Origin of the sequence: Castellaniella sp., from assembly GCF_034675905.1 — a bacterium.
GTDB lineage: Bacteria > Pseudomonadota > Gammaproteobacteria > Burkholderiales > Burkholderiaceae_B > Castellaniella.
Genome location: NZ_JAUCCV010000010.1, coordinates 911,661 through 929,858, shown reverse-complemented (window position 1 = coordinate 929,858; position 18,198 = coordinate 911,661). Strand labels below are relative to the sequence as shown.

17 protein-coding genes and 1 tRNA gene are annotated in these 18,198 nt (G+C 63.0%); 9 read left to right on the top strand and 9 right to left on the bottom strand.

The annotated features are described in order from the left end of the window. Window positions 1-9 precede the first annotated feature (9 nt). Window positions 10-699, bottom strand: a complete 690-nt coding sequence (locus VDP79_RS14675) for a c-type cytochrome (protein ID WP_323018897.1) — start codon at window positions 697-699, stop codon at window positions 10-12. 229 nt (window positions 700-928) lie between these two features. Between VDP79_RS14675 and yihA the strand changes: the two genes are divergently transcribed. Further along, a complete protein-coding gene (yihA, locus tag VDP79_RS14670; protein ID WP_323018896.1) occupies window positions 929-1,552 on the top strand; it encodes a ribosome biogenesis GTP-binding protein YihA/YsxC in 624 nt (207 codons plus the stop codon). Window positions 1,553-1,623: 71 nt separating this feature from the next. After that, window positions 1,624-2,643: a porphobilinogen synthase gene (gene hemB / locus VDP79_RS14665; protein ID WP_323018895.1), complete on the top strand. Its 1,020-nt coding sequence runs from the start codon at window positions 1,624-1,626 to the stop codon at window positions 2,641-2,643. A 15-nt stretch (window positions 2,644-2,658) separates the two neighbouring features. Here the strand turns inward: hemB and VDP79_RS14660 are convergent, their stop codons facing one another. Continuing rightward, window positions 2,659-3,837 carry a S1C family serine protease gene (locus tag VDP79_RS14660; protein WP_323018975.1) on the bottom strand — a complete coding sequence of 393 codons (1,179 nt, stop codon included), beginning with the start codon at window positions 3,835-3,837 and terminating at the stop codon, window positions 2,659-2,661. Window positions 3,838-3,874: 37 nt separating this feature from the next. Between VDP79_RS14660 and VDP79_RS14655 the strand changes: the two genes are divergently transcribed. After that, window positions 3,875-4,654, top strand: coding sequence for a Nif3-like dinuclear metal center hexameric protein (locus tag VDP79_RS14655; RefSeq protein ID WP_323018894.1), 780 nt, complete (start codon window positions 3,875-3,877; stop codon window positions 4,652-4,654). 304 nt (window positions 4,655-4,958) lie between these two features. On the opposite strand, the gene mscL is transcribed toward VDP79_RS14655, so the two are convergent. Next, entirely contained in the window at window positions 4,959-5,411 is a 453-nt protein-coding gene (gene mscL, locus VDP79_RS14650) for a large conductance mechanosensitive channel protein MscL (RefSeq protein WP_323018893.1), read from the bottom strand. A gap of 163 nt (window positions 5,412-5,574) precedes the next feature. Here mscL and petA point away from each other — a divergent pair, with 163 nt between their 5' ends. From petA to VDP79_RS14620, 6 genes are all read left to right on the top strand, one after another. Further along, entirely contained in the window at window positions 5,575-6,222 is a 648-nt protein-coding gene (petA, locus tag VDP79_RS14645; RefSeq protein WP_323018892.1) for a ubiquinol-cytochrome c reductase iron-sulfur subunit, read from the top strand. Window positions 6,223-6,266: 44 nt separating this feature from the next. Then, the gene (locus tag VDP79_RS14640; RefSeq protein WP_323018891.1) at window positions 6,267-7,652 is read left to right on the top strand and encodes a cytochrome bc complex cytochrome b subunit; all 1,386 of its coding nucleotides are present in this window, start codon (window positions 6,267-6,269) and stop codon (window positions 7,650-7,652) included. Between the two features lie 30 nt (window positions 7,653-7,682). Beyond that, the gene (locus VDP79_RS14635; protein ID WP_323018890.1) at window positions 7,683-8,531 is read left to right on the top strand and encodes a cytochrome c1; all 849 of its coding nucleotides are present in this window, start codon (window positions 7,683-7,685) and stop codon (window positions 8,529-8,531) included. Window positions 8,532-8,585: 54 nt separating this feature from the next. Further along, complete coding sequence (locus VDP79_RS14630; protein ID WP_323018889.1) at window positions 8,586-9,194, top strand: glutathione S-transferase N-terminal domain-containing protein; 609 nt, start codon at window positions 8,586-8,588, stop codon at window positions 9,192-9,194. A 1-nt stretch (window position 9,195) separates the two neighbouring features. Next, window positions 9,196-9,633, top strand: a complete 438-nt coding sequence (locus tag VDP79_RS14625) for a ClpXP protease specificity-enhancing factor (RefSeq protein ID WP_323018888.1) — start codon at window positions 9,196-9,198, stop codon at window positions 9,631-9,633. Window positions 9,634-9,665: 32 nt separating this feature from the next. Continuing rightward, a tRNA-Thr gene (locus VDP79_RS14620) sits at window positions 9,666-9,741 on the top strand. 115 nt (window positions 9,742-9,856) lie between these two features. Here VDP79_RS14620 and thpR read toward each other — a convergent pair. The 6 genes from thpR to VDP79_RS14590 form a co-directional block, all read right to left on the bottom strand. Continuing rightward, entirely contained in the window at window positions 9,857-10,408 is a 552-nt protein-coding gene (gene thpR / locus VDP79_RS14615; protein WP_323018887.1) for an RNA 2',3'-cyclic phosphodiesterase, read from the bottom strand. 17 nt (window positions 10,409-10,425) lie between these two features. Beyond that, window positions 10,426-12,486, bottom strand: a complete 2,061-nt coding sequence (locus VDP79_RS14610) for a PhoX family phosphatase (RefSeq protein WP_323018886.1) — start codon at window positions 12,484-12,486, stop codon at window positions 10,426-10,428. Between the two features lie 174 nt (window positions 12,487-12,660). Beyond that, on the bottom strand, window positions 12,661-14,487 hold the full coding sequence (locus tag VDP79_RS14605) for a sodium:proton antiporter (protein ID WP_323018885.1): 1,827 nt from the start codon (window positions 14,485-14,487) through the stop codon (window positions 12,661-12,663). Between the two features lie 70 nt (window positions 14,488-14,557). Then, window positions 14,558-16,021 carry a D-aminoacylase gene (locus VDP79_RS14600; RefSeq protein WP_323018884.1) on the bottom strand — a complete coding sequence of 488 codons (1,464 nt, stop codon included), beginning with the start codon at window positions 16,019-16,021 and terminating at the stop codon, window positions 14,558-14,560. 3 nt (window positions 16,022-16,024) lie between these two features. Further along, complete coding sequence (locus VDP79_RS14595) at window positions 16,025-16,909, bottom strand: MurR/RpiR family transcriptional regulator (protein ID WP_323018883.1); 885 nt, start codon at window positions 16,907-16,909, stop codon at window positions 16,025-16,027. Between the two features lie 13 nt (window positions 16,910-16,922). Further along, a complete protein-coding gene (locus VDP79_RS14590) occupies window positions 16,923-18,194 on the bottom strand; it encodes an amino acid deaminase (protein ID WP_323018882.1) in 1,272 nt (423 codons plus the stop codon). Between the last annotated feature and the right edge of the window lie 4 nt (window positions 18,195-18,198).

Here is an 18,198-nt window from a genome sequence, read left to right as displayed (position 1 = left end):
GGTCGCCGATCAGCGCAAGCCGGCGGCGAAATCCGCCACAGCCGCCAAATCAGGATCGGTCATGCGGCTAGTAATGTCGTACATGATGGTATTGGCCCGATCACCCGAGCGGAACAATTTCAGCTGTTCCAGGATGTATTCCGGGTGTTGGCCCGCCAAGCGCGGAAATTCGCCGGGCAACCCGGCGCCATTGGCCGAGTGACACGCCGCACAGGCCGGCACCTGGCGTCCGACAATGCCCGCGCGCCAGATCTGCTGACCGCGATCCATGGTGGATTCGTTGGTGGCGTTGCCCGCCTGATCCCAGTCGAGTTTCTGCTGCGACAGGTAGAGCGAGACGTTCTGGATATCCTGGGCGGTCAATGCCGGCGCGATGGTCGCCATGATGGACGGCGCCCCATCGGGCCCGGTGCGCACAGCGGGCTTATCGCCCTGAGGCGCGAAATCACGCAGCTGCTTGACCAGGTATTCGTGCGGCATAGCGGCCAGATTGGGGTTGGCCGGAATGGTGCTGTTACCAGCATCGCCGTGACAGGTGACACAGGCCAGCACGCCGCGCGACATGTCGCCGTTGACGAACAGCTGCTCGCCGGCCTTGGCATCAGGCTTGACGGCATCCTGAGCGTGGGCCAAACCAGGCAGGGCGCCGGCAAGCATCAGGCTGCCGGCCATGAACATACTGGAAAGCGCACGCTTCATGAGGTCCTCGGATTTTTGGTACGGGCGTCGCAAGACGCCATCAGGTCATGAGGCCAGCCCGCCTTTCAACAGAGCGGAAGACGACCGGCGTAACAAACACAAGCGAAGATTATACAATAGGCATCAGGCGCCACCCGCATCCCGGCGGCCATGGCCGCCACATCCGCAGGCCGGCGTCCGATACGCCTGCCCTTTGTCATCTGCGCCCACCGGGCTTCCACCACTCGCCGTGTCCCTTCTTCATCGCGCCCGCTTCACGATATCCGCCGCTCGCCTGGACCAGCTGCCTGAACCGACGACAGCCGAAGTCTGCTTCGTGGGCCGCTCTAATTCCGGCAAATCATCGGCCATCAATGTGCTGACCAATCAGCGCCGCCTGGCCTTTTCCAGCAAAACGCCCGGACGCACACGCCTGATCAATTTGTTCGGCATCCCCGACCCGATCACGCCCGATGCCTGGCTGGGCTTTCTGGTCGACCTGCCCGGCTACGGCTATGCGGCGGTAGACCGCGCATCCCGAGACGAATGGGCGGAAGTCCTGGGCGGCTATCTGCACGAACGCAGCAGTCTGGCCGGCGTGGTGCTGCTGATCGACATCCGCCGCGGCGTCACCGACCTGGACCGCCGCCTGGCGCACTGGATCGGCCTGCGCGGGCTGCCTACGCTGGCCCTGCTGACCAAAGCCGACAAGCTGCCCTACGGCCAACGGATCCGCGCCGTCGCCCAGGTGCGCAAAGACCTGGCTGAAATCGGCACCCTGACCGCGCTGCCCTTTTCCGCGACCCACCGTCTCGGGCTGGAAGACGCCGCCGCCCATATCGAGAACTGGATTTCGCCGCAGGTCGTGCCCTGACAAGCGTTCAGGCCCGGCCCCGGACTGATCGTGACTGATCCCCGCACCGCGCAGGTTTTCAGGAGTTTTGAATGACTGCTTTTCTGCCCCCCGTCGATTTTCCCACCGCCCGCCTGCGCCGCAACCGGCGCGACGATTTTTCACGCCGCCTGGTGCGTGAAAACCATCTATCGGCCGACGATCTGATCTATCCGGTCTTTGTCCAGGAAGGCAGCCAGGTCCGCGAACCGATCACTTCCATGCCCGACGTGGTGCGCCATTCACCCGATACGCTGCTGCAGACCGCTGAAAACTGCCTGCGCCTGGGGATTCCGGTGCTGGCCTTGTTTCCGCACATCGACCCCGCGCTGAAGACCCCGGACGGCATCGAAGCCGCCAATCCCGATGGCCTGATTCCGCGCACGGTGGCGCTGCTCAAGCAGCACTTTCCCGAACTGGGCATCCTGACCGATGTGGCGCTGGACCCCTATACCAGCCATGGCCAGGACGGTCTGATCGACACGGACGGCCAGCTGCTGAACGAGGCCACCGTCGCCATGCTGGTGCGCCAGGCCCTGACCCATGCCGAAGCCGGCGTGGACATCGTCGCCCCCAGCGACATGATGGACGGGCGCATCGGCGCCGTCCGGCAGGCGCTGGACGGGCGCGGACGCATCCACACCCGCATCATGGCGTATTCCGCCAAATACGCCAGCGCCTTCTATGGCCCTTTCCGCGACGCGGTGGGGTCGGCCGCCAGCCTGGGCGCATCCAACAAGGCCACCTATCAGATGGACCCGGCCAACCGCCTGGAAGCCCTGCGCGAAGTCGCCGCCGACATCCGTGAAGGCGCCGACATGGTCATGGTCAAACCCGGCCTGCCCTATCTGGACGTGCTGCGCGAGGTCAAAGACGCCTTTGGCATGCCCACCTATGCCTATCAGGTCAGCGGCGAATACGCCATGATCAAAGCGGCGGCAGCCAACGGCTGGCTGGACCACGACAAGGTCATGATGGAATCGCTGCTGGCGTTCAAGCGCGCCGGCGGCGACGGCATCCTGACGTATTTCGCCGTCGCGGCGGCGCAGTTGCTGCGCGATCAGGGCCGCTAAGACCTGGGCGGGCTCTCAGTGTGACGGCCCGCGCGCGACCGGACGCAGGCCCACCGTGACCGTCAGCGTGACGATCTGGCCGTCGCGCCACACGCCCAGGCGAGCCTTGCTGCCGGCCTTCATGGGCGCAAGCCGGTTCAGCAGATCGAAGGAATCGCGTACCGGCCGGCCATCCAGGGACTGCAGGATATCGCCGACCCGGATGCCGGCCTGAGCCGCGGGTCCGCGCGCAAACACCCGCGCCACAATGGCGCCCCGGTCGCTCTTCAACTGAAAGGCCCGCGCCAGATCGGGCGTGATGTCCTGCGGTTCCAGCCCCAGCCAGCCGCGCTGCACCCGGCCATGTTCGATGATTTGATCCAGTATCTGGTGCGCCGGCCCTGACGGAATCGCGAACCCGATACCCAACGACCCGCCGGTTTCCGAATAGATGGCGGTATTGATGCCCACCAGGCGCCCTTGGGTGTCGATGAGCGCCCCGCCGGAATTACCCGGATTGATCGCGGCATCAGTCTGGATGAAGTCCTCGTAGGTATTGATGCCCAGGCGATTGCGCCCCAAGGCGGACACGATGCCCTGGGTGGTGGTCTGCCCCACGCCAAAAGGATTGCCGATGGCCAGCACCACGTCACCCACTCGCACGGATTGTTCCGGGTCGAACACGATGGCAGGCAGATTGTCCAGATCGATCTTCAGCACGGCCAGGTCGCTTTCCGGGTCTGCGCCCACCAGTTTGGCCGTCGCCTGGCGGCCGTCTTTCAGGCTGACTTCGATGGCATCGGCGGATTCGATCACATGGTTGTTGGTCAGGATGTAGCCATCTGTGCGCACGATCACGCCCGAACCCAGGCTGGTGGAATCCCGCCGCTGCGTGAAGCCGGGCACGCTGCGCAGAAACTGCTGCAGGGCGGGGTCAGGCGGCAGGGGAATCAAAGGCACATCAATGTGCTTGCGCGTATAGATGTTGACCACGGAAGGCGCCGCCTGGGCGACGGCCGCCGCGTAGCTGGCGATGGCCGGCCCTGCCGACACACCCGCCAGCGGCGTCCGCCCGTCGAGCTGCAGCAAGGCTGCTCCGCCAGCCGGCGGGGCTTCGCGCCCCGGCAGCCACTGAGGCCGCAAGGTGGACACCAAAAACAGGATGCCCAGGCATACGGTCACGGTCTGGGTGAAAATCAGCCACAATCGTCGCATCAACATGAATTTCCGATCAGCAAAGGATTTTTCCATCATGAAACCACAGATTTCCCGCCAGGAACTGGAAAACTGGCTGAGCAGCACGCTGCAGCCCGAACGATTCAAGGATTACTGCCCCAACGGCCTGCAGGTCGAAGGCCGCGCCGTCATTCGCCATATCGTGACCGGTGTGACGGCATCCCAGGCGCTGATCGATGCAGCGATCGCACAACAGGCGGATGCGATTCTGGTGCATCACGGCTGGTTCTGGAAAAACGAAAACCCTTGCATTCGCGGCCCCAAGCACCGGCGCCTATCCGCCTTGCTGGCTCAGGACATCAATCTGTTCGCTTACCACCTGCCGCTGGATGCGCACACCGAATGGGGCAATAACGCTCAGCTGGCCCGGGTGATGGATTGGACGCCTGACATCCAGGCCGATGGTACGCCGCATCGCTGCGGGCCAGATCAGCTGATCTGGCTGGGCACGCCCGCCTGGGATTGCACGGCAGGGGAACTCGCAACCGATCTCGCCCAACGGCTGGGCCGCAAGCCGATGCTGATCGGCGAATTGGATCAGCCGGTGCGGCGCCTGGCTTGGTGCACCGGGGCGGCGCAAGGGATGATGGAGGCGGCCTTGGCGGCGGGGGCGGATTGCTACGTCAGCGGAGAGATTTCGGAACCGACGGTGCATCTGGCGCGGGAAACGGGCAGCGCCTATATCAGCGCCGGGCATCATGCGACGGAGCGCTATGGGGTCCAGGCGCTGGGGGCGGCGATCGAGGCGCAGTTCGGGGTGTCTTGCACGTTTGTGGATATCGACAATCCGGTCTGATTGCGGGGGAAGGCGGTCTTCTGTGATAGTTCATCGCCGTGCCCAGGGTAAACGCGTGCTTTTGTAATAGCTCATCGCTGTGTCCAGGGGCTGGGTGAACCTGGTCGCAATTTGGCGGCTGCGCCGGATGGGGACGGGTGGGCTCCAACAGGTTCGCCCAGCCCCTGGACACAGCGATTGACGAACGGAGTCGCCGTGGGGGCTACCCCTTTTGCGAAGAGCTGCCGGAAAATGGGACGTGGGTCTTATCACGGCCCAGCTTCGGAAAATTGCAGGCGAAGAGCCCTGCGGGGCTCTTCGGGGGCTATTTTTTCAGGGAATCGCGGATTTCGCGCAGCAGCACGATGTCTTCGGGGGTGACGGGGGCCGCGGCGGGCGGGGGGGCGGCCTCGAAGCGGCGGCGGGCGTTGTTCATCATCTTGACCAGCAGGAACACCACCAGGGCCAGCAGGATGAAGTTCACGAAGATGGTCAGGAAGTGGCCCCAGGCGAACACCACGGCGCCGGCTTTGGTCAGGTCGACCGATGTCATGGCGCCGGCATAGCCTTCGGGCAGGCGCAGCACCCAGAAGAGGTTGTCGAAATTGACCTGTCCGCCCAGGATGAAATTGATGATAGGCATGACCAGATCCGCGACGATGGAGTCGATGATCTTGCCGAAAGCGCCGCCAATGATGACCCCGATGGCGAGATCCATCATATTGCCCTTGACGGCAAATTCTTGGAATTCCTTGATGAAACCACGTGCTCCGGCCATATTGCGCTCCTTCTAGCATTTACCCCACTGGTCGTAACGCTATAATACGCGGTTGAAGACCCTCGTGGGATGCGCCATAGTTGCGTTTTGGCCCCTGCATCCCATGCGTATACAGATTATTGTCAAACCGCTCCGCCCGCTGGGCGGCTACCAGGGATAACAAATGAGTCAGAATCCGACACAGTCCGACGAGCAGGGCGCAGTCGACCCGAACCTGCCCCCCGATCCTTCGCGACGCTTCTGGGTGGCCTCGGCCTGTACCCTGGGCGGGGTAGCCGGCGTTGCCACTGCAGTGCCTCTTGTCGGGTCATTTGCTCCTTCCGAAAAAGCCAAGGCGGCCGGCGCTCCGGTCGAAGCCGACATTTCCGGCCTGCCCGAAGGGCAAATGATGGTCGTTGAATGGCGCGGCAAGCCGATCTGGATCGTGCGCCGCACCAAGGCCGAACTCGAAGACCTGGCCAAGCACGATGCCGAACTGGCCGACCCCGACTCCAAGCGCCCGGGCTACACGCCGCCGTTTGCCGAAAACCAATGGCGTTCGCGCAACCCCGAATATTTCGTTTGCATCGGCATCTGCACGCACCTGGGCTGCTCGCCTACGGCGCACTTCCAGACAGGCGCCCAGCCGGGCCTGCCCAACGACTGGCCAGGCGGCTGGTTGTGCCCCTGCCACGGCTCCACCTTCGACCTGGCTGGCCGCGTGTTCAAGAACAAGCCCGCGCCGGACAACCTCGAAGTCCCGCCCTACGCGTTTTCTCCCGACGGGTCACACGTCATGATCGGGGTGGACGAATACCCCAACAAGGCCTGATGAACGCGCCGTTCATCTTTTCGTGATACTGATAGGAGCCGTTCATGGCCGAAAATAATGTCGAGACGACCGGGTTGATGGGCTGGGTGGACCGCCGCTTCCCGCTGACGAAAATGTTTAAAGAGCATATGTCCGAATACTATGCTCCGAAGAACTTCAACTTCTGGTATTTCTTTGGTTCGCTGGCGCTGCTGGTACTGGTGATCCAGGTCGTCACCGGGATCTTCCTGGTGATGAACTACAAGCCCGATGCGCGCTTTGCCTTCGAGTCCGTCGAATACATCATGCGCGAAGTCCCGGGCGGCTGGTTCATCCGCTACATGCACTCCACCGGCGCGTCGATGTTCTTCGTCGTGGTCTATCTGCACATGCTGCGCGGCCTGTTCTACGGCTCCTACCGCAAGCCGCGCGAACTGGTCTGGATCTTCGGCGTGGGCATCTTCCTGTCCCTGATGGCTGAGGCCTTCTTCGGCTACCTGCTGCCCTGGGGGCAGATGTCCTACTGGGGCGCCCAGGTGATTGTGAATCTGTTCTCGGCCATCCCCTTCATCGGCCCTGAACTGTCCCTGTGGATCCGCGGCGACTACGTGGTGTCCGACGCCACCCTGAACCGCTTCTTCGCCTTCCACGTGATCGCCATCCCGCTGGTGCTGATCGGCCTGGTCGTGGCGCACATCATCGCGCTGCACGAAGTGGGTTCCAATAACCCCGACGGCGTGGAAATCAAGCAAGGTCCCAAAGACAAATACGGGCGTCCGGTCGACGGCATCCCCTTCCACCCCTACTATTCGGTGCATGACATCGTGGGCGTGGCGGGTTTCCTGATCGTCTTTGCAGCCATCATCTTCTTTGGCCCTGAAATGGGCGGCTACTTCCTGGAATACAACAACTTCCTGCCGGCTGACCCGCTGAAGACCCCGCCGCACATCGCGCCGGTCTGGTATTTCACGCCGTTCTACACCATGCTGCGCGCCACCACCAGCGACTTCACCTGGGTGCTGTCCGCCGCCGCTGCGATCGCTGCCCTGGCGCTGTTTGCCAAGGGCAAGCTCTCCGGCATCTGGCGCCTGGCCATCCCGGCGATCCTGATCATCGTGGCCATCCTGATGAAGACCCTGGACGCCAAGTTCTGGGGCGTGGTGTCCATGGGCGGCGCCGTGGTCATCCTGTTCTTCCTGCCGTGGCTGGATCATTCCCCCGTGAAATCGATCCGCTACCGTCCGTCGTGGCACAAGTTCCTGTATGGTATTTTTATTGTGAACTTCCTGATCCTGGGCTGGCTGGGCACGCAGCCCGTGACGCCGACCTTCACTCTCATGGGCCAGATCACCACGGTCATTTACCTGGCGTTCTTCCTGCTGATGCCTGTCTGGAGCCGCCTCGGCACGTTCAAGCCGGTCCCCGACCGCGTGACGTTCCGCGCTCACTAATGGCCCACCACTGACTGCTACGGAAAGATCATGATCAAAAAACTGCTCGGTGCACTGGCCCTTTCCCTGGTCTGCACACTGACCTTCGCCGCCGAAGGCGGTGTGCGCCTGGATCGCGCCCCCGACCGCATCACCGATTTGGCCGCCCTGCAAAACGGCGCCAAACTGTTCGTCAACTACTGCCTGAACTGTCATAGCGCCAGTTCCATGCGCTACAACAAACTCATGGACCTGGGCCTGACAGAAGCCGAAATCAAGAAAAACCTGCTGTTCTCTCGTGACAAAATCGGCGACCTGATGACGGTCTCCATGACGGCCGAAGACGGTAAGAAATGGTTTGGCGCAGCCCCCCCGGACCTGTCCGTGATCGCCCGCGCCAAAAATTCCAACTTCGGCCCATCAGGGGTAGACTATATCTACACCTACCTGCGCAGCTTTTATCGCGACACCACGAAAAAGACCGGTTGGGACAACACCGTCTTCCCCAGTGTCGCCATGCCCAACGTGCTCTGGGAAATGGAAGGTCCGCGCAGCTACACCAACATCCAGGTTCACCAGGTGTCTGACGACAAAGGCGCCGCTCACTGGGTACGCAGCACCACGGTCTACGACCAATCCGGTTTCCCGGACGTCAAGACCGAAAAACTGGACGGCTATACCGGCGAAGCCAGCCAGACGGGCCGTTTCGATTCTGCTGATGCCAAGACCTTCAGCCAATTCGAACAAAACGTCGCTGATCTCAGCAACTTCCTGGGCTGGATGGCCGAACCCGGGCAGCTGGAACGCAAGCAGATCGGCGTCTGGGTGATGCTGTTCCTGTTCCTGTTCCTGTTCGTGGCCATCCGCATGAACCACGCCTACTGGAAGCACGTCCGGTAACCCGCGCGCCCTTCGGGGCGCATCCCCTGCTTTTTCTGTATTGGAATCTTCAATATGATGGTGCTTTATTCCGGAACGACCTGCCCCTTTTCGCAACGCTGCCGTTTTGTGTTGTTCGAGAAAGGCATGGACTTCGAAATCCGCGACATCGATCTGTACAACAAGCCGGAAGATATCGCGGTCATGAACCCCTACGGCCAGGTGCCGATTCTGGTTGAACGCGATCTGGTTCTGTACGAATCGAACATCATCAATGAATACATCGACGAGCGCTTCCCGCATCCCCAGCTGATGCCGGCCGACCCGATCATGCGGGCCCGCACGCGCTTGTTCCTGTACAACTTTGAAAAAGAACTGTTCGTGCACGTGTCCACGCTCGAGAACCGCAGCATCACAGACGAAAAAGTCCGCGATGCCGCCCGGGCAAGCATCCGCGACCGGCTGGCTCAACTGGCGCCTTTGCTGGTGAAAAACAAATTCATGCTGGGCGACGATTTTTCCATGCTGGACGTGGCGGTGGCCCCCTTGCTGTGGCGCTTGGCGCACTACGGCATCGAACTGCCCAAGAGCGCTGCACCGATCCAGAAATACGCCGAACGCCTGTTTTCCCGCCCCGCCTACATCGAAGCACTGACGCCGTCCGAAAAGGTCATGCGCCGCTGATATGCAGGAAACGTCGACCAAACCGTACCTGATCCGTGCGCTGCATGAATGGTGCACGGATAACGGCTACACGCCCTATCTGGTGGTCACGGTAGACGCCAACACGGTGGTGCCTGCCGCCCACGTGCATGATGGCCAGATCACGCTGAATATCAGCCATCTGGCCACCAACCGCCTGACCTTGGGCAACGAATACATCGAATTCGAATCCCGCTTCAATGGGGCGGTCGAGCACCTGTTCGTGCCGGTCGCTGCGGTGTCCGCTGTCTACGCTCGTGAAACCGGCGCTGGCATGGGTTTCGAGGTCGTCGCCTCGCACCCTTACCCTGGCGGCGATGATGCTCAACCGGCATCTGCCGCGCCGGTCACGGCGTCTCCCGCTACGGGCGAAGCCCCCGCCGACAGTCCCAAACCCTCTCATCTGAAGATCGTCAAATAAGGCCTGCTGTTCCTGTAGAATGACGGTCTTTCGCCGGCTTAGCTCAGTTGGTAGAGCAGCTCACTTGTAATGAGAAGGTCGAGGGTTCGATTCCTTTAGCCGGCACCACAGTCACTCCAAACAAAACCGCCAGTCCTCCTGAACTGCACCCCAAAAGTTGGATCGGTGTCCAACTTTTGGGGGTCAGTTCACTCCAGGGCTGGCGGTTTTGTTTGGACGTTCTTTAAGCAGCCGCCAGCCTGCATTCCCCCAGCCGCTGGTAATACGAGCCGGTCTCGCGGGGGGCGGACGCCACCAGCACCAGGCGGTCGGCCGCCCAGATAATGGGGCGCACCGCCGGCAATAAAGAGAGATCACGCGCCTCAGCCTTGCGCAGCAAGGACACATGGGGCCGAAACGGCTCGTCGGCCGAGGGAAACCCCAGCCGGGCCAGATCCTGCCATAAAGACCGATGCAGCGCGGCTAGCCATGGCGCCGGGGCTGACGACCCCGCCCAGACGATGCGCGGCCCCCGGAATCTGCCGAAATGATCCAGCGCCAGCGAGCCGCCAGGCCCGCGCGGCATCCGCAACAGATTCATCAGATCCGGAATACGTTCAACGGCGACCGATCCCAGAAACGCCAGTGTCAGGTGCAGGGTATCGGCCTGCATCCTGCGGCCGCCGCAGACATCATGGGCTCGCCTGGCCCAGCCGACCAATTCCGTCACGGCGGCCGCATCGGGCCACAGCGCAAAGAACAGACGGCGGGTATCGGTCAGCGGCTGCGTGGACATGCACTCCTCTCCTGGCTTCAAGAGCCGATGATGCCGCCGTCCTGCTTCCAGATCACGACCGTGGCGGGACGCGGGCGCGTGGCCTGGGCGCCGTCCGGCCAGCGGGACACGGACACGGGATTGGCCTGGGCATCATCCAGATCCGGGCCTTCGCCCGGATGCTGGATATTGATGAAGACGAAACGCTGGTCAGGCGTCCAGGTAATGCCCGTGACTTCACAGCCTTTGGGCCCGCTCAGGAAACGACGCAGTTCGCCGGACACCGGATCGGCCACCAGCATCTGGTTATTGCCCTGGCCGGCGTATTCGCCGCTATTGTCGTATTTGCCATCCGTCTGGATCCACAAGCGGCCCTGCGGGTCAAAACCCAGGCCATCCGGGCTGTTGAACATATTGTCCGGCGTCACATTGCCGGATCCGCGACGGGGATCGTTCTGATCATACACGCCGGGATTGCCTGCCAGCAGGAAGATGTCCCAGGTGAATGCCTGATTGGCTGCTTCAGAGCCGACCTCGCGCCAACGCACGATCTGACCATAGATATTCTTGTCGCGGGGGTTTGCCGCATCCACTCCGGGATGCGCCGGCCCGCCCGGCCAGCGGGGCTTGCCGCTGCCGCGCTGGCTGTTGTTGGTCAAGGTGACATAGGCCTCGCGCCGGTCCGGGTGCACCGCGACCCATTCGGGACGGTCCATCGGCGTGGCGCCCACGGCGTCTGCCGCCTGGCGGGTCTTGATCAGCAACTCGCCCATATCGTCGTTGAACAGATCCCCCAGCCGGCGGCCATCAGCCGCCTTCGTATCCAAGACCAGAGGAATCCAGCGCCCAACGCCCTGGCCATCCGCCCCTGCATCGAAACGCGCCACGTACAGCGTGCCCTGTTCCAGCAATTGGCGATTATGCGCCGTGTCTCCTGCGCGAAAGGCCTGGTCCGACACGAACCGATAGAGATATTCGCTGCGCTGGTCATCCCCCATATAGACCACCACATGGCCGTCCGGCGCAATCATCAAGGCTGCATTCTCATGCTTGAACCGCCCCAGCGCAGTCAGCTTGCGCGGCGCCGCCTTGGGGTCGAAAGGGTCGATCTCGACAATCCAGCCATGGCGATTGTATTCATTGGGTTCCTGCGTCCAATCAAAGCGTGCGTCATGCAGATCCCACGCATACTCCGGATCGGCGCCCTTGCCGCCGCCCTTGTAGCGCTGCATGTGGGCGCGATAAGCGGCATCCGGATAGTCGACCGCTGTTTCATCCTGCTTGCCGACGCCGAAATAGTCCGTGAAATTTTCTTCACAGGTCAGATAGGTGTTCCAAGGCGTCCAGCCGTTGCCGCAATTGCCGAACGTGCCCCGCGCCTGCCGGCCGCTGGGGTCGGCCTGCGTCTGCAGCAAGGCATGGCCGGCGGACGGCCCGACCATATCGATGGCGGTGTTGGCATGGATGCTGCGGTTGTAGGCGGAATCCGCCACCAGCTGCCACTGGCCCTGGGCATCCAGGCGCATATGGGTGACGGAGACGCCCTGAGCATGCTGGGCCTTGCGGACCCAGTCCAGCGACCAGGCCGAACCGCCGGGCTGCACGCCGACCGGATAGAAATAATGCGGCGTGACGTACTCATGATTAGTGACCAACAGGCCCTCCGTGCCGCTGCCTGATGCTCCGTCCTTGCCATCGATGGGAAAGAAATGCATGCCATCATGGTTGTAGCCGACCTGCTGTTCCTGGGCCGCCCCATCATCGCTGGCGTCGCCCTTGAACGCCGGCGCGCCGGCATGCAGGGGGTCTCCCCAGCGCTTGATCACCGCATGGGCATAGCCTTCCGGTACGACCACAGTATCGGCGGTGCTCATGGACACCGCCTTGAAACCCAGCGTAGGGGCGACGGCGGTGCCCGCCACCGAACCTGAGGCGGCCAATGCCTGCGCGACCGGCAGCATGCCGCCCAGGAAACTCACGGCGCCGCCCCCCAGCCCACCGGCCAGAAAACGACGGCGGCTGAAGCGCCCCTGCAGTTGGGTTAGCGTTTCATGACGCGAGGGATTGGCGGAAATGTCGTCTATATCGAAATCTTTCATGATCGTCACCTGCTTTGCAGAAGTGGCTTGGCATGCACAGCAGCGGCAGAGGCCGGCGCTGTGTACCCATCAAGAAGAGACAGGTAAGCGGTGCCCGCAGTCTAGCGAGCAAAGATGACGATCAGATGACGGTGCATATTCGTCTGGCGGCCAGACGCCGCCACGTTTGCCGGATCAGGTCAGCTGCGCATCCGGCGTCCCCGCCTTGGCATCGATATGCAGACCGAGCACGGTCCAGCCCGAAGCAGGTTGCAGATCCTGATCCAAGGTAAAGGGGATGGCGTACCCCTTTGGATTGACTGCAAACAAGGGAATCACGGCACGATCCGCATCCTGGCGGCGATACTGTGCAAAATCGAAGGCATCCGACAGTTTGGTGGCCTTGACCTGCGCACCAGCCACCAACAGGCTCGACAGCTTCCAGTATCCCACCCCGTCCGCAAACAGGGTGCGGCCTCGATATTCGGGATCCAGTTCATGCTTCTCGGCCGGGGCGCCATCGGACGACAAGGGCAGACTGAAGACCTTGTGTTTGCCAAATTCGTCGCGACCGCGCACCATGATCAGTTGATTGATGTGATCACGCGTGCCCAGGGCCAGCAAGCGGCCCAGACCGCTGGTATCCAGATTGCGCTGGGCATGTTCCGACACCAGGCTGCCATGATAGGTGGGCAGCCCCAACATGCGGGCTTTGGACAGGCTGTACCAGTCGCTGTCGCACAGACGCACCGGTACGCCCTGTTCATGCAGGGCCAGGCCAAGGGCCCGGGCCACAGGATTGGCGCCGGAAATCAGGAACCCCACCCGATCCGGTTCGGCGGCTTTCAGCAACCGGGCCATGGGACGCGCCGTCAGGCTCTGCCAGATCACCGTGCCGATAATGAGCAGGAAGGTCATGGGCAACAGACGATCGGCCTGCGGCACATCCAGCGATTCCAGACGCAAAGCGAACAGGGCGGAAACCGCCGCCGCCACAATGCCGCGCGGCGCAATCCAGGCCAGCAAAGCCCGTTCCCGCCAGTTCAGCTTCGATCCCCAGGTAGCAAACAGCACTTTCAGCGGCCGCCCCACCCACAGCATGCACACCAGCACGGCCAGCGCCGGCCAGCCCAGATCGAACAACTGGCTGGGCGCGACCCGGGCAGCCAACAGGATGAACAGGGCCGAGAGCAGGATCTGGCTGAGAGTTTCCTTGAATTCCAGAATGTCGCGCACCGGAATACCGGGCCGGTTCGCCAGCCAGATGCCCATGACGGTCACAGTCAACAGGCCGGATTCGCTTTGCACCGTATTCGACAAGGCAAAGCTGGCAAAGACGCAGGCCAGCACCGACAGATTCAACAAGGAATCGGGAACCCAGCCGCGCCGCAGCAAATTGCCCAGCAGCCAGCCGCCTGCAACCCCGAAACACAGTCCGGTCGCCGTCGTGGCCCCCAATGACCACAGGGCGTGGCTCCAGGCCTGTGTCGTGCGCAAAGCCACCATCAGATCGTAGGACAGCACCGCCAGAATGGCGCCGATCGGGTCGATCAGAATGCCTTCCCAACGCAAGGCATGAGCAACCGGCGCCACGGGTTTGACGGTTTTCAGCAACGGGGCGATGACGGTGGGCCCGGTCACGCAGGTGATGGCGCCAAACAGAATGGCCAGATCCCAGGGGAACTGCAGAAACGTATGCACGGCAAACGCGGCTACTGCCCAGGTAATCAGGACGCCGCTGGTCACCAGGCGCGGCACGACGCGCTTCAAGCCCCGGGTCTGGTGGAATTCCAGCGTCAGGCTGCCCTCGAAGAGAATGACCGCGACCGACAGGGAAACGATGGGAAACAGCAACGGCCCGAAGAGCTCGTCCGGATTCAGCCAGCCCAGCATCGGCCCCACCGCGATACCGGCCAGCAGCAGGAACAGAATGGCCGGTACGCGCAGTTTCCAGGCCAGCCATTGCGCCGCCATGGCGACGGCGCCGATGCCGGCCAGTGATAATTCGGGGCTGATCGTCATGGTGATGCTTCCTTGTCTGGTGCAGGACATGCCCCCAAGGACGCAAGCACACCGTGCGTCTTGCCGCTATTCAGGACGCCTGCACGGCACGCGCGACAAACCGCCCGGCGCGCCCGACGCAAGCCCGGGCCTGCGCAGTATAACTAAGGCATCCATTAACCCAGACTTGCTCGATCCCCTCGCTGAACTGGGCGGGCGAGGCATAGGTCGCGCAATCGCGCACCTTGTCCGGGTCCAACACGACGATGTCGGCAAAACTGCCCGCTTGCAACTGCCCTCTGCCTTCCAGATGATAGCGCCCGGCGGACAGGCCGGTCATCTTGTAGAGCGCCTGTTCCAGCGGCAGCAGGCCCTTGAGCCGCCAATACTGGTCCAGCACGCGGGGAAAGGCGCCCCACAGGCGCGGATGCGGCCGCTCGTCATGAGGCAGGCCATCGGATCCGATCATGGTCAGCGGATGGCTGACGACCCGATCCACGTCATCTTGATGCATCTGGAAATAGCAGGCGCCACCCGGCTGCAGCCGGCGGCAGGCCTCGACCTGGGTCACGCCCCAATCGTCGGCGATATCGGCCAGGTAGCGGCCAGCCATGTCGGGATGCGACGCACTGCCCGTAATCAGGATGTCGATGATCCCATCCACCAGGTCTTCGCGCAGCACAGTGGAACCGGCCGTGTACGGATAGACATCCAGGCCGATGGGCTGCTGCTGCGCCAGCTGCTCGATGCGGGCCAGGGTTTCCTTGGTGCGCCCCCAATTCATCGGCCCCGCGCATTTATGGTGTGACAACACCAGAAAAGCGCCCCCCATGCGGGCGGTCAGGGCGGCCTCGTCGATGGCTTCCATGATGCCTTTGAGCTCGTCACGGATGTGGGTAGCGTAGACGCCCTGATATGGGGCCACGACCCGCACCAACGCCGCCAGTTCCTTGACGTCCGCCGCATAGGCCGGACGGTAGAACACGCCCGACGACAGCCCCACCGCGCCGGCCTGCATGGCGTCGTCCAGAATGCGGCACATCGCCTGCAGTTCGGCTTCATCGGCGGGCTGGTCCAGATCGGCCATGACCTGCATGCGCAGCGCCGTGTGACCGATCAGCAAGGCGATATTGACGGCCGGCTGGACGGCATCGACCGCCGCCCGATAGGACGGCACATCGGGGTAGCGGAACTGCTGATTCCCCAACAGGGATAGCGGTGCGGCAGGCTCGCTCGTCACCACAGGCACCAGCGAAATGCCGCAATTGCCGCCGATCACCGTCGTGATGCCCTGGGACAGCTTGGGCAACATCTCGGGCCGGTCCAGCACGATGGCGTCATCGTGCGTATGCACGTCCACAAATCCGGGTGCGACCACACGCCGGGCGCAATCCACGCGCCGGACCGGGGCGCCATCGGCGACGGGGCTTGCGCCCGGCTCGCAGACGGCGACGACCCGATCGCCGCGGATCCAGACATCGGCGCGGCGCAAGGGGTTCTGGGAACCATCATGCACCAGGCCATTGCACAAGACAGTCAGTGTTGCATCATCCATGTTTCAGTAAAGTCCGGTATAGACGGAGCTGTCGACACCGTGCTGTTCCAGCACGTGTTTGAACTGCTTCAGGTTTTCCAGGGTTTCCGGCCCCAGGTTTTGCGCCACGCGCACCATCAGGATCTCGATCACCAGCAGATGGGCCAGATAGGCTTCCGTCCCCACCCGCATGGTGGTGTCGTGCGGGACAGAGACTTCCAGGCACAGATCGGCGCATTTCGCCAACGGCGTACCCGGCTGCGTCAGGGCGACAACGGTGGCGCCCCGGCTGCGCACCAGGCGGGCGGCTTCCAGGGCGAAGGGCATGCTGCCCACATGGGAAATCACGAAGGCCACCCCCTGTTTGTCCAGGGAACTGGCGGAAATCAGCTGCTGGTGGGGATCGGTGAAAGCATGGGCGCGGATGCCCAGGCGAAACAGCCTGGCCTGCAATTCCTGGGCCATGAAGCCGGAGGTCGCCCCCACCGAGTAGGCATCGACCCGAGAGGCCGACACCAGGCGCTGCGCCACCTGATCCAGGATCGACACATCCAGACGGCGCTGCAAAGCCGCCAGAGAGGAGATCGCCCCCTGGATGATCTTGCGGGCCACGTCCGGCCCCTCGTCGCTGAGCAATACGTTGCGATGCAGATGGTGGGGCGACAAGGCCAGGTCCTGCGCCAGCGCCAGCATGAATTCCCGCACACTGTCATAACCCAGGCTGCGGCAGGTGCGCACGACCGAAGGCATGGATACCCCCGCCTGGGCGGCGATCGATTCGACCGTCTGGTTGACCAGGGTGGCCGGATCGGCCAGCAACACGGCGACCACCTGCTGCTGGGCTTTGGGCAAGGTCGGCAGAGCGGTCTGCAGTCTTTGCTGCAGGCTTTCCTCGGGCCACGTGTTCATGATGTCTGATCCGTCAAAACTCGATGGTAATCGCACCGACCACATCTCCCTGGCTGCTCAGCAGCGGCATCCAGGACCACTTATCGAAAGTCGTGCAGGGATGCGAGATGCCCAACGCCACCCGATCCCCCACGGCCGGCGTCGGCCCGGCCGGATCAAAGCGCAGATAGGCATGATGATCGTTCAACGCGGTGACCGACCAGCCCTGCGGCGCCGGCTGATCCGCTGATGCGCCGCAGGGCGCCAGACGGATCGGCTGGGGCAGCGACAGGTCAAAGGAAATATCCCGCTTGCCGCAGCCCAGCAGGGCCAGACCCGGTTCGGGCACGGATTGCACCATGGCCCAGACCGACAAGGCGGGTCGCAGGCTGTCGTCCAGGCCGGTTCGGGTTTTAATGTGACGCAGGAAACCTGCATAAAAGCCGTGGTCATGCGCGATATAGCATCCGGATCGCAAGACGCCGCGCAGCGGCTTGGACACGGCGGCCCGCAAAGCGGGCGCGACCACGTCGAATACTGCGGACCCCCCGGCGCTGAGAATGATGGCCTCGTCCTGAAACAGGCCGGCCCGGTCACAATCCTGGGTGATGTCGCGCACGGCATCCAGAAAGGCCGTCACCGCGGCCTGATCGCCATGCAGATCGCAGGTTGCCAGACCGCCTTCATAACATTCGATGCCGCCCAGCCGTAAAGCGCTGCTGTCGTGGATGCGCTGCGCCAGGGCCAACGCCTGCTGTCCCGTGCGGCAGCCGGTCCGCTGCCCGCTCACGCCGATTTCCAACAAGCAATCCAGCGGCGTCTGGCGATCACGCCGTTGCGCCCAATGTTCGATCCGTTCGACCTGCGCGGCGGAATCCACCAGAAACCACACGCGCAGATCCGCATGGGCGTCCAGCAAGGCGGCCAGGCCGTCGAAATCGGCGTCGGCCACGACCTGATTGGCAATGATGACGCGCCGCGCACCGGCGCGGATGCCCACGCTGGCCTGCCAGACGGTGGCAAAGGTCAACCCCCAGGCGCCGGCGTCCAGCTGGCGGCGGAAGATCTGCGGCGACATGGTGGTCTTGCCATGCGGCGCAAACACGATGCCGCGCGATTGGGCAAAGGCTTGCATCCAACGCAAATTGTGTTCCAGCGCCTCGGCATCGAGCACAGCGATCGGATAGGGCAGATCCCCCCGATGGAGATTCCATCCCTGTGCGCCGATCTGATCGGGAGAACACGGCGCCGCTGCCAAGGGGTAGCCCTTCCGGCTCCCATCGAGCACGAGTGTGTCCTGTGTCATGGTT

Coding starts and splice junctions, on each gene's coding strand:
- VDP79_RS14625 (WP_323018888.1), top strand. CDS start 9,196: ATGCAGGAAACGTCGACCAAACCGTACCTGATCCGTGCGCTGCATGAA.
- VDP79_RS14630 (WP_323018889.1), top strand. CDS start 8,586: ATGATGGTGCTTTATTCCGGAACGACCTGCCCCTTTTCGCAACGCTGC.
- petA (WP_323018892.1), top strand. CDS start 5,575: ATGAGTCAGAATCCGACACAGTCCGACGAGCAGGGCGCAGTCGACCCG.
- mscL (WP_323018893.1), bottom strand. CDS start 5,411: ATGGCCGGAGCACGTGGTTTCATCAAGGAATTCCAAGAATTTGCCGTC.
- VDP79_RS14675 (WP_323018897.1), bottom strand. CDS start 699: ATGAAGCGTGCGCTTTCCAGTATGTTCATGGCCGGCAGCCTGATGCTT.
- VDP79_RS14600 (WP_323018884.1), bottom strand. CDS start 16,021: ATGGATGATGCAACACTGACTGTCTTGTGCAATGGCCTGGTGCATGAT.
- VDP79_RS14605 (WP_323018885.1), bottom strand. CDS start 14,487: ATGACGATCAGCCCCGAATTATCACTGGCCGGCATCGGCGCCGTCGCC.
- VDP79_RS14595 (WP_323018883.1), bottom strand. CDS start 16,909: ATGAACACGTGGCCCGAGGAAAGCCTGCAGCAAAGACTGCAGACCGCT.
- VDP79_RS14655 (WP_323018894.1), top strand. CDS start 3,875: ATGAAACCACAGATTTCCCGCCAGGAACTGGAAAACTGGCTGAGCAGC.
- VDP79_RS14660 (WP_323018975.1), bottom strand. CDS start 3,837: ATGCGACGATTGTGGCTGATTTTCACCCAGACCGTGACCGTATGCCTG.
- VDP79_RS14590 (WP_323018882.1), bottom strand. CDS start 18,194: ATGACACAGGACACACTCGTGCTCGATGGGAGCCGGAAGGGCTACCCC.
- hemB (WP_323018895.1), top strand. CDS start 1,624: ATGACTGCTTTTCTGCCCCCCGTCGATTTTCCCACCGCCCGCCTGCGC.
- VDP79_RS14635 (WP_323018890.1), top strand. CDS start 7,683: ATGATCAAAAAACTGCTCGGTGCACTGGCCCTTTCCCTGGTCTGCACA.
- thpR (WP_323018887.1), bottom strand. CDS start 10,408: ATGTCCACGCAGCCGCTGACCGATACCCGCCGTCTGTTCTTTGCGCTG.
- VDP79_RS14610 (WP_323018886.1), bottom strand. CDS start 12,486: ATGAAAGATTTCGATATAGACGACATTTCCGCCAATCCCTCGCGTCAT.
- VDP79_RS14640 (WP_323018891.1), top strand. CDS start 6,267: ATGGCCGAAAATAATGTCGAGACGACCGGGTTGATGGGCTGGGTGGAC.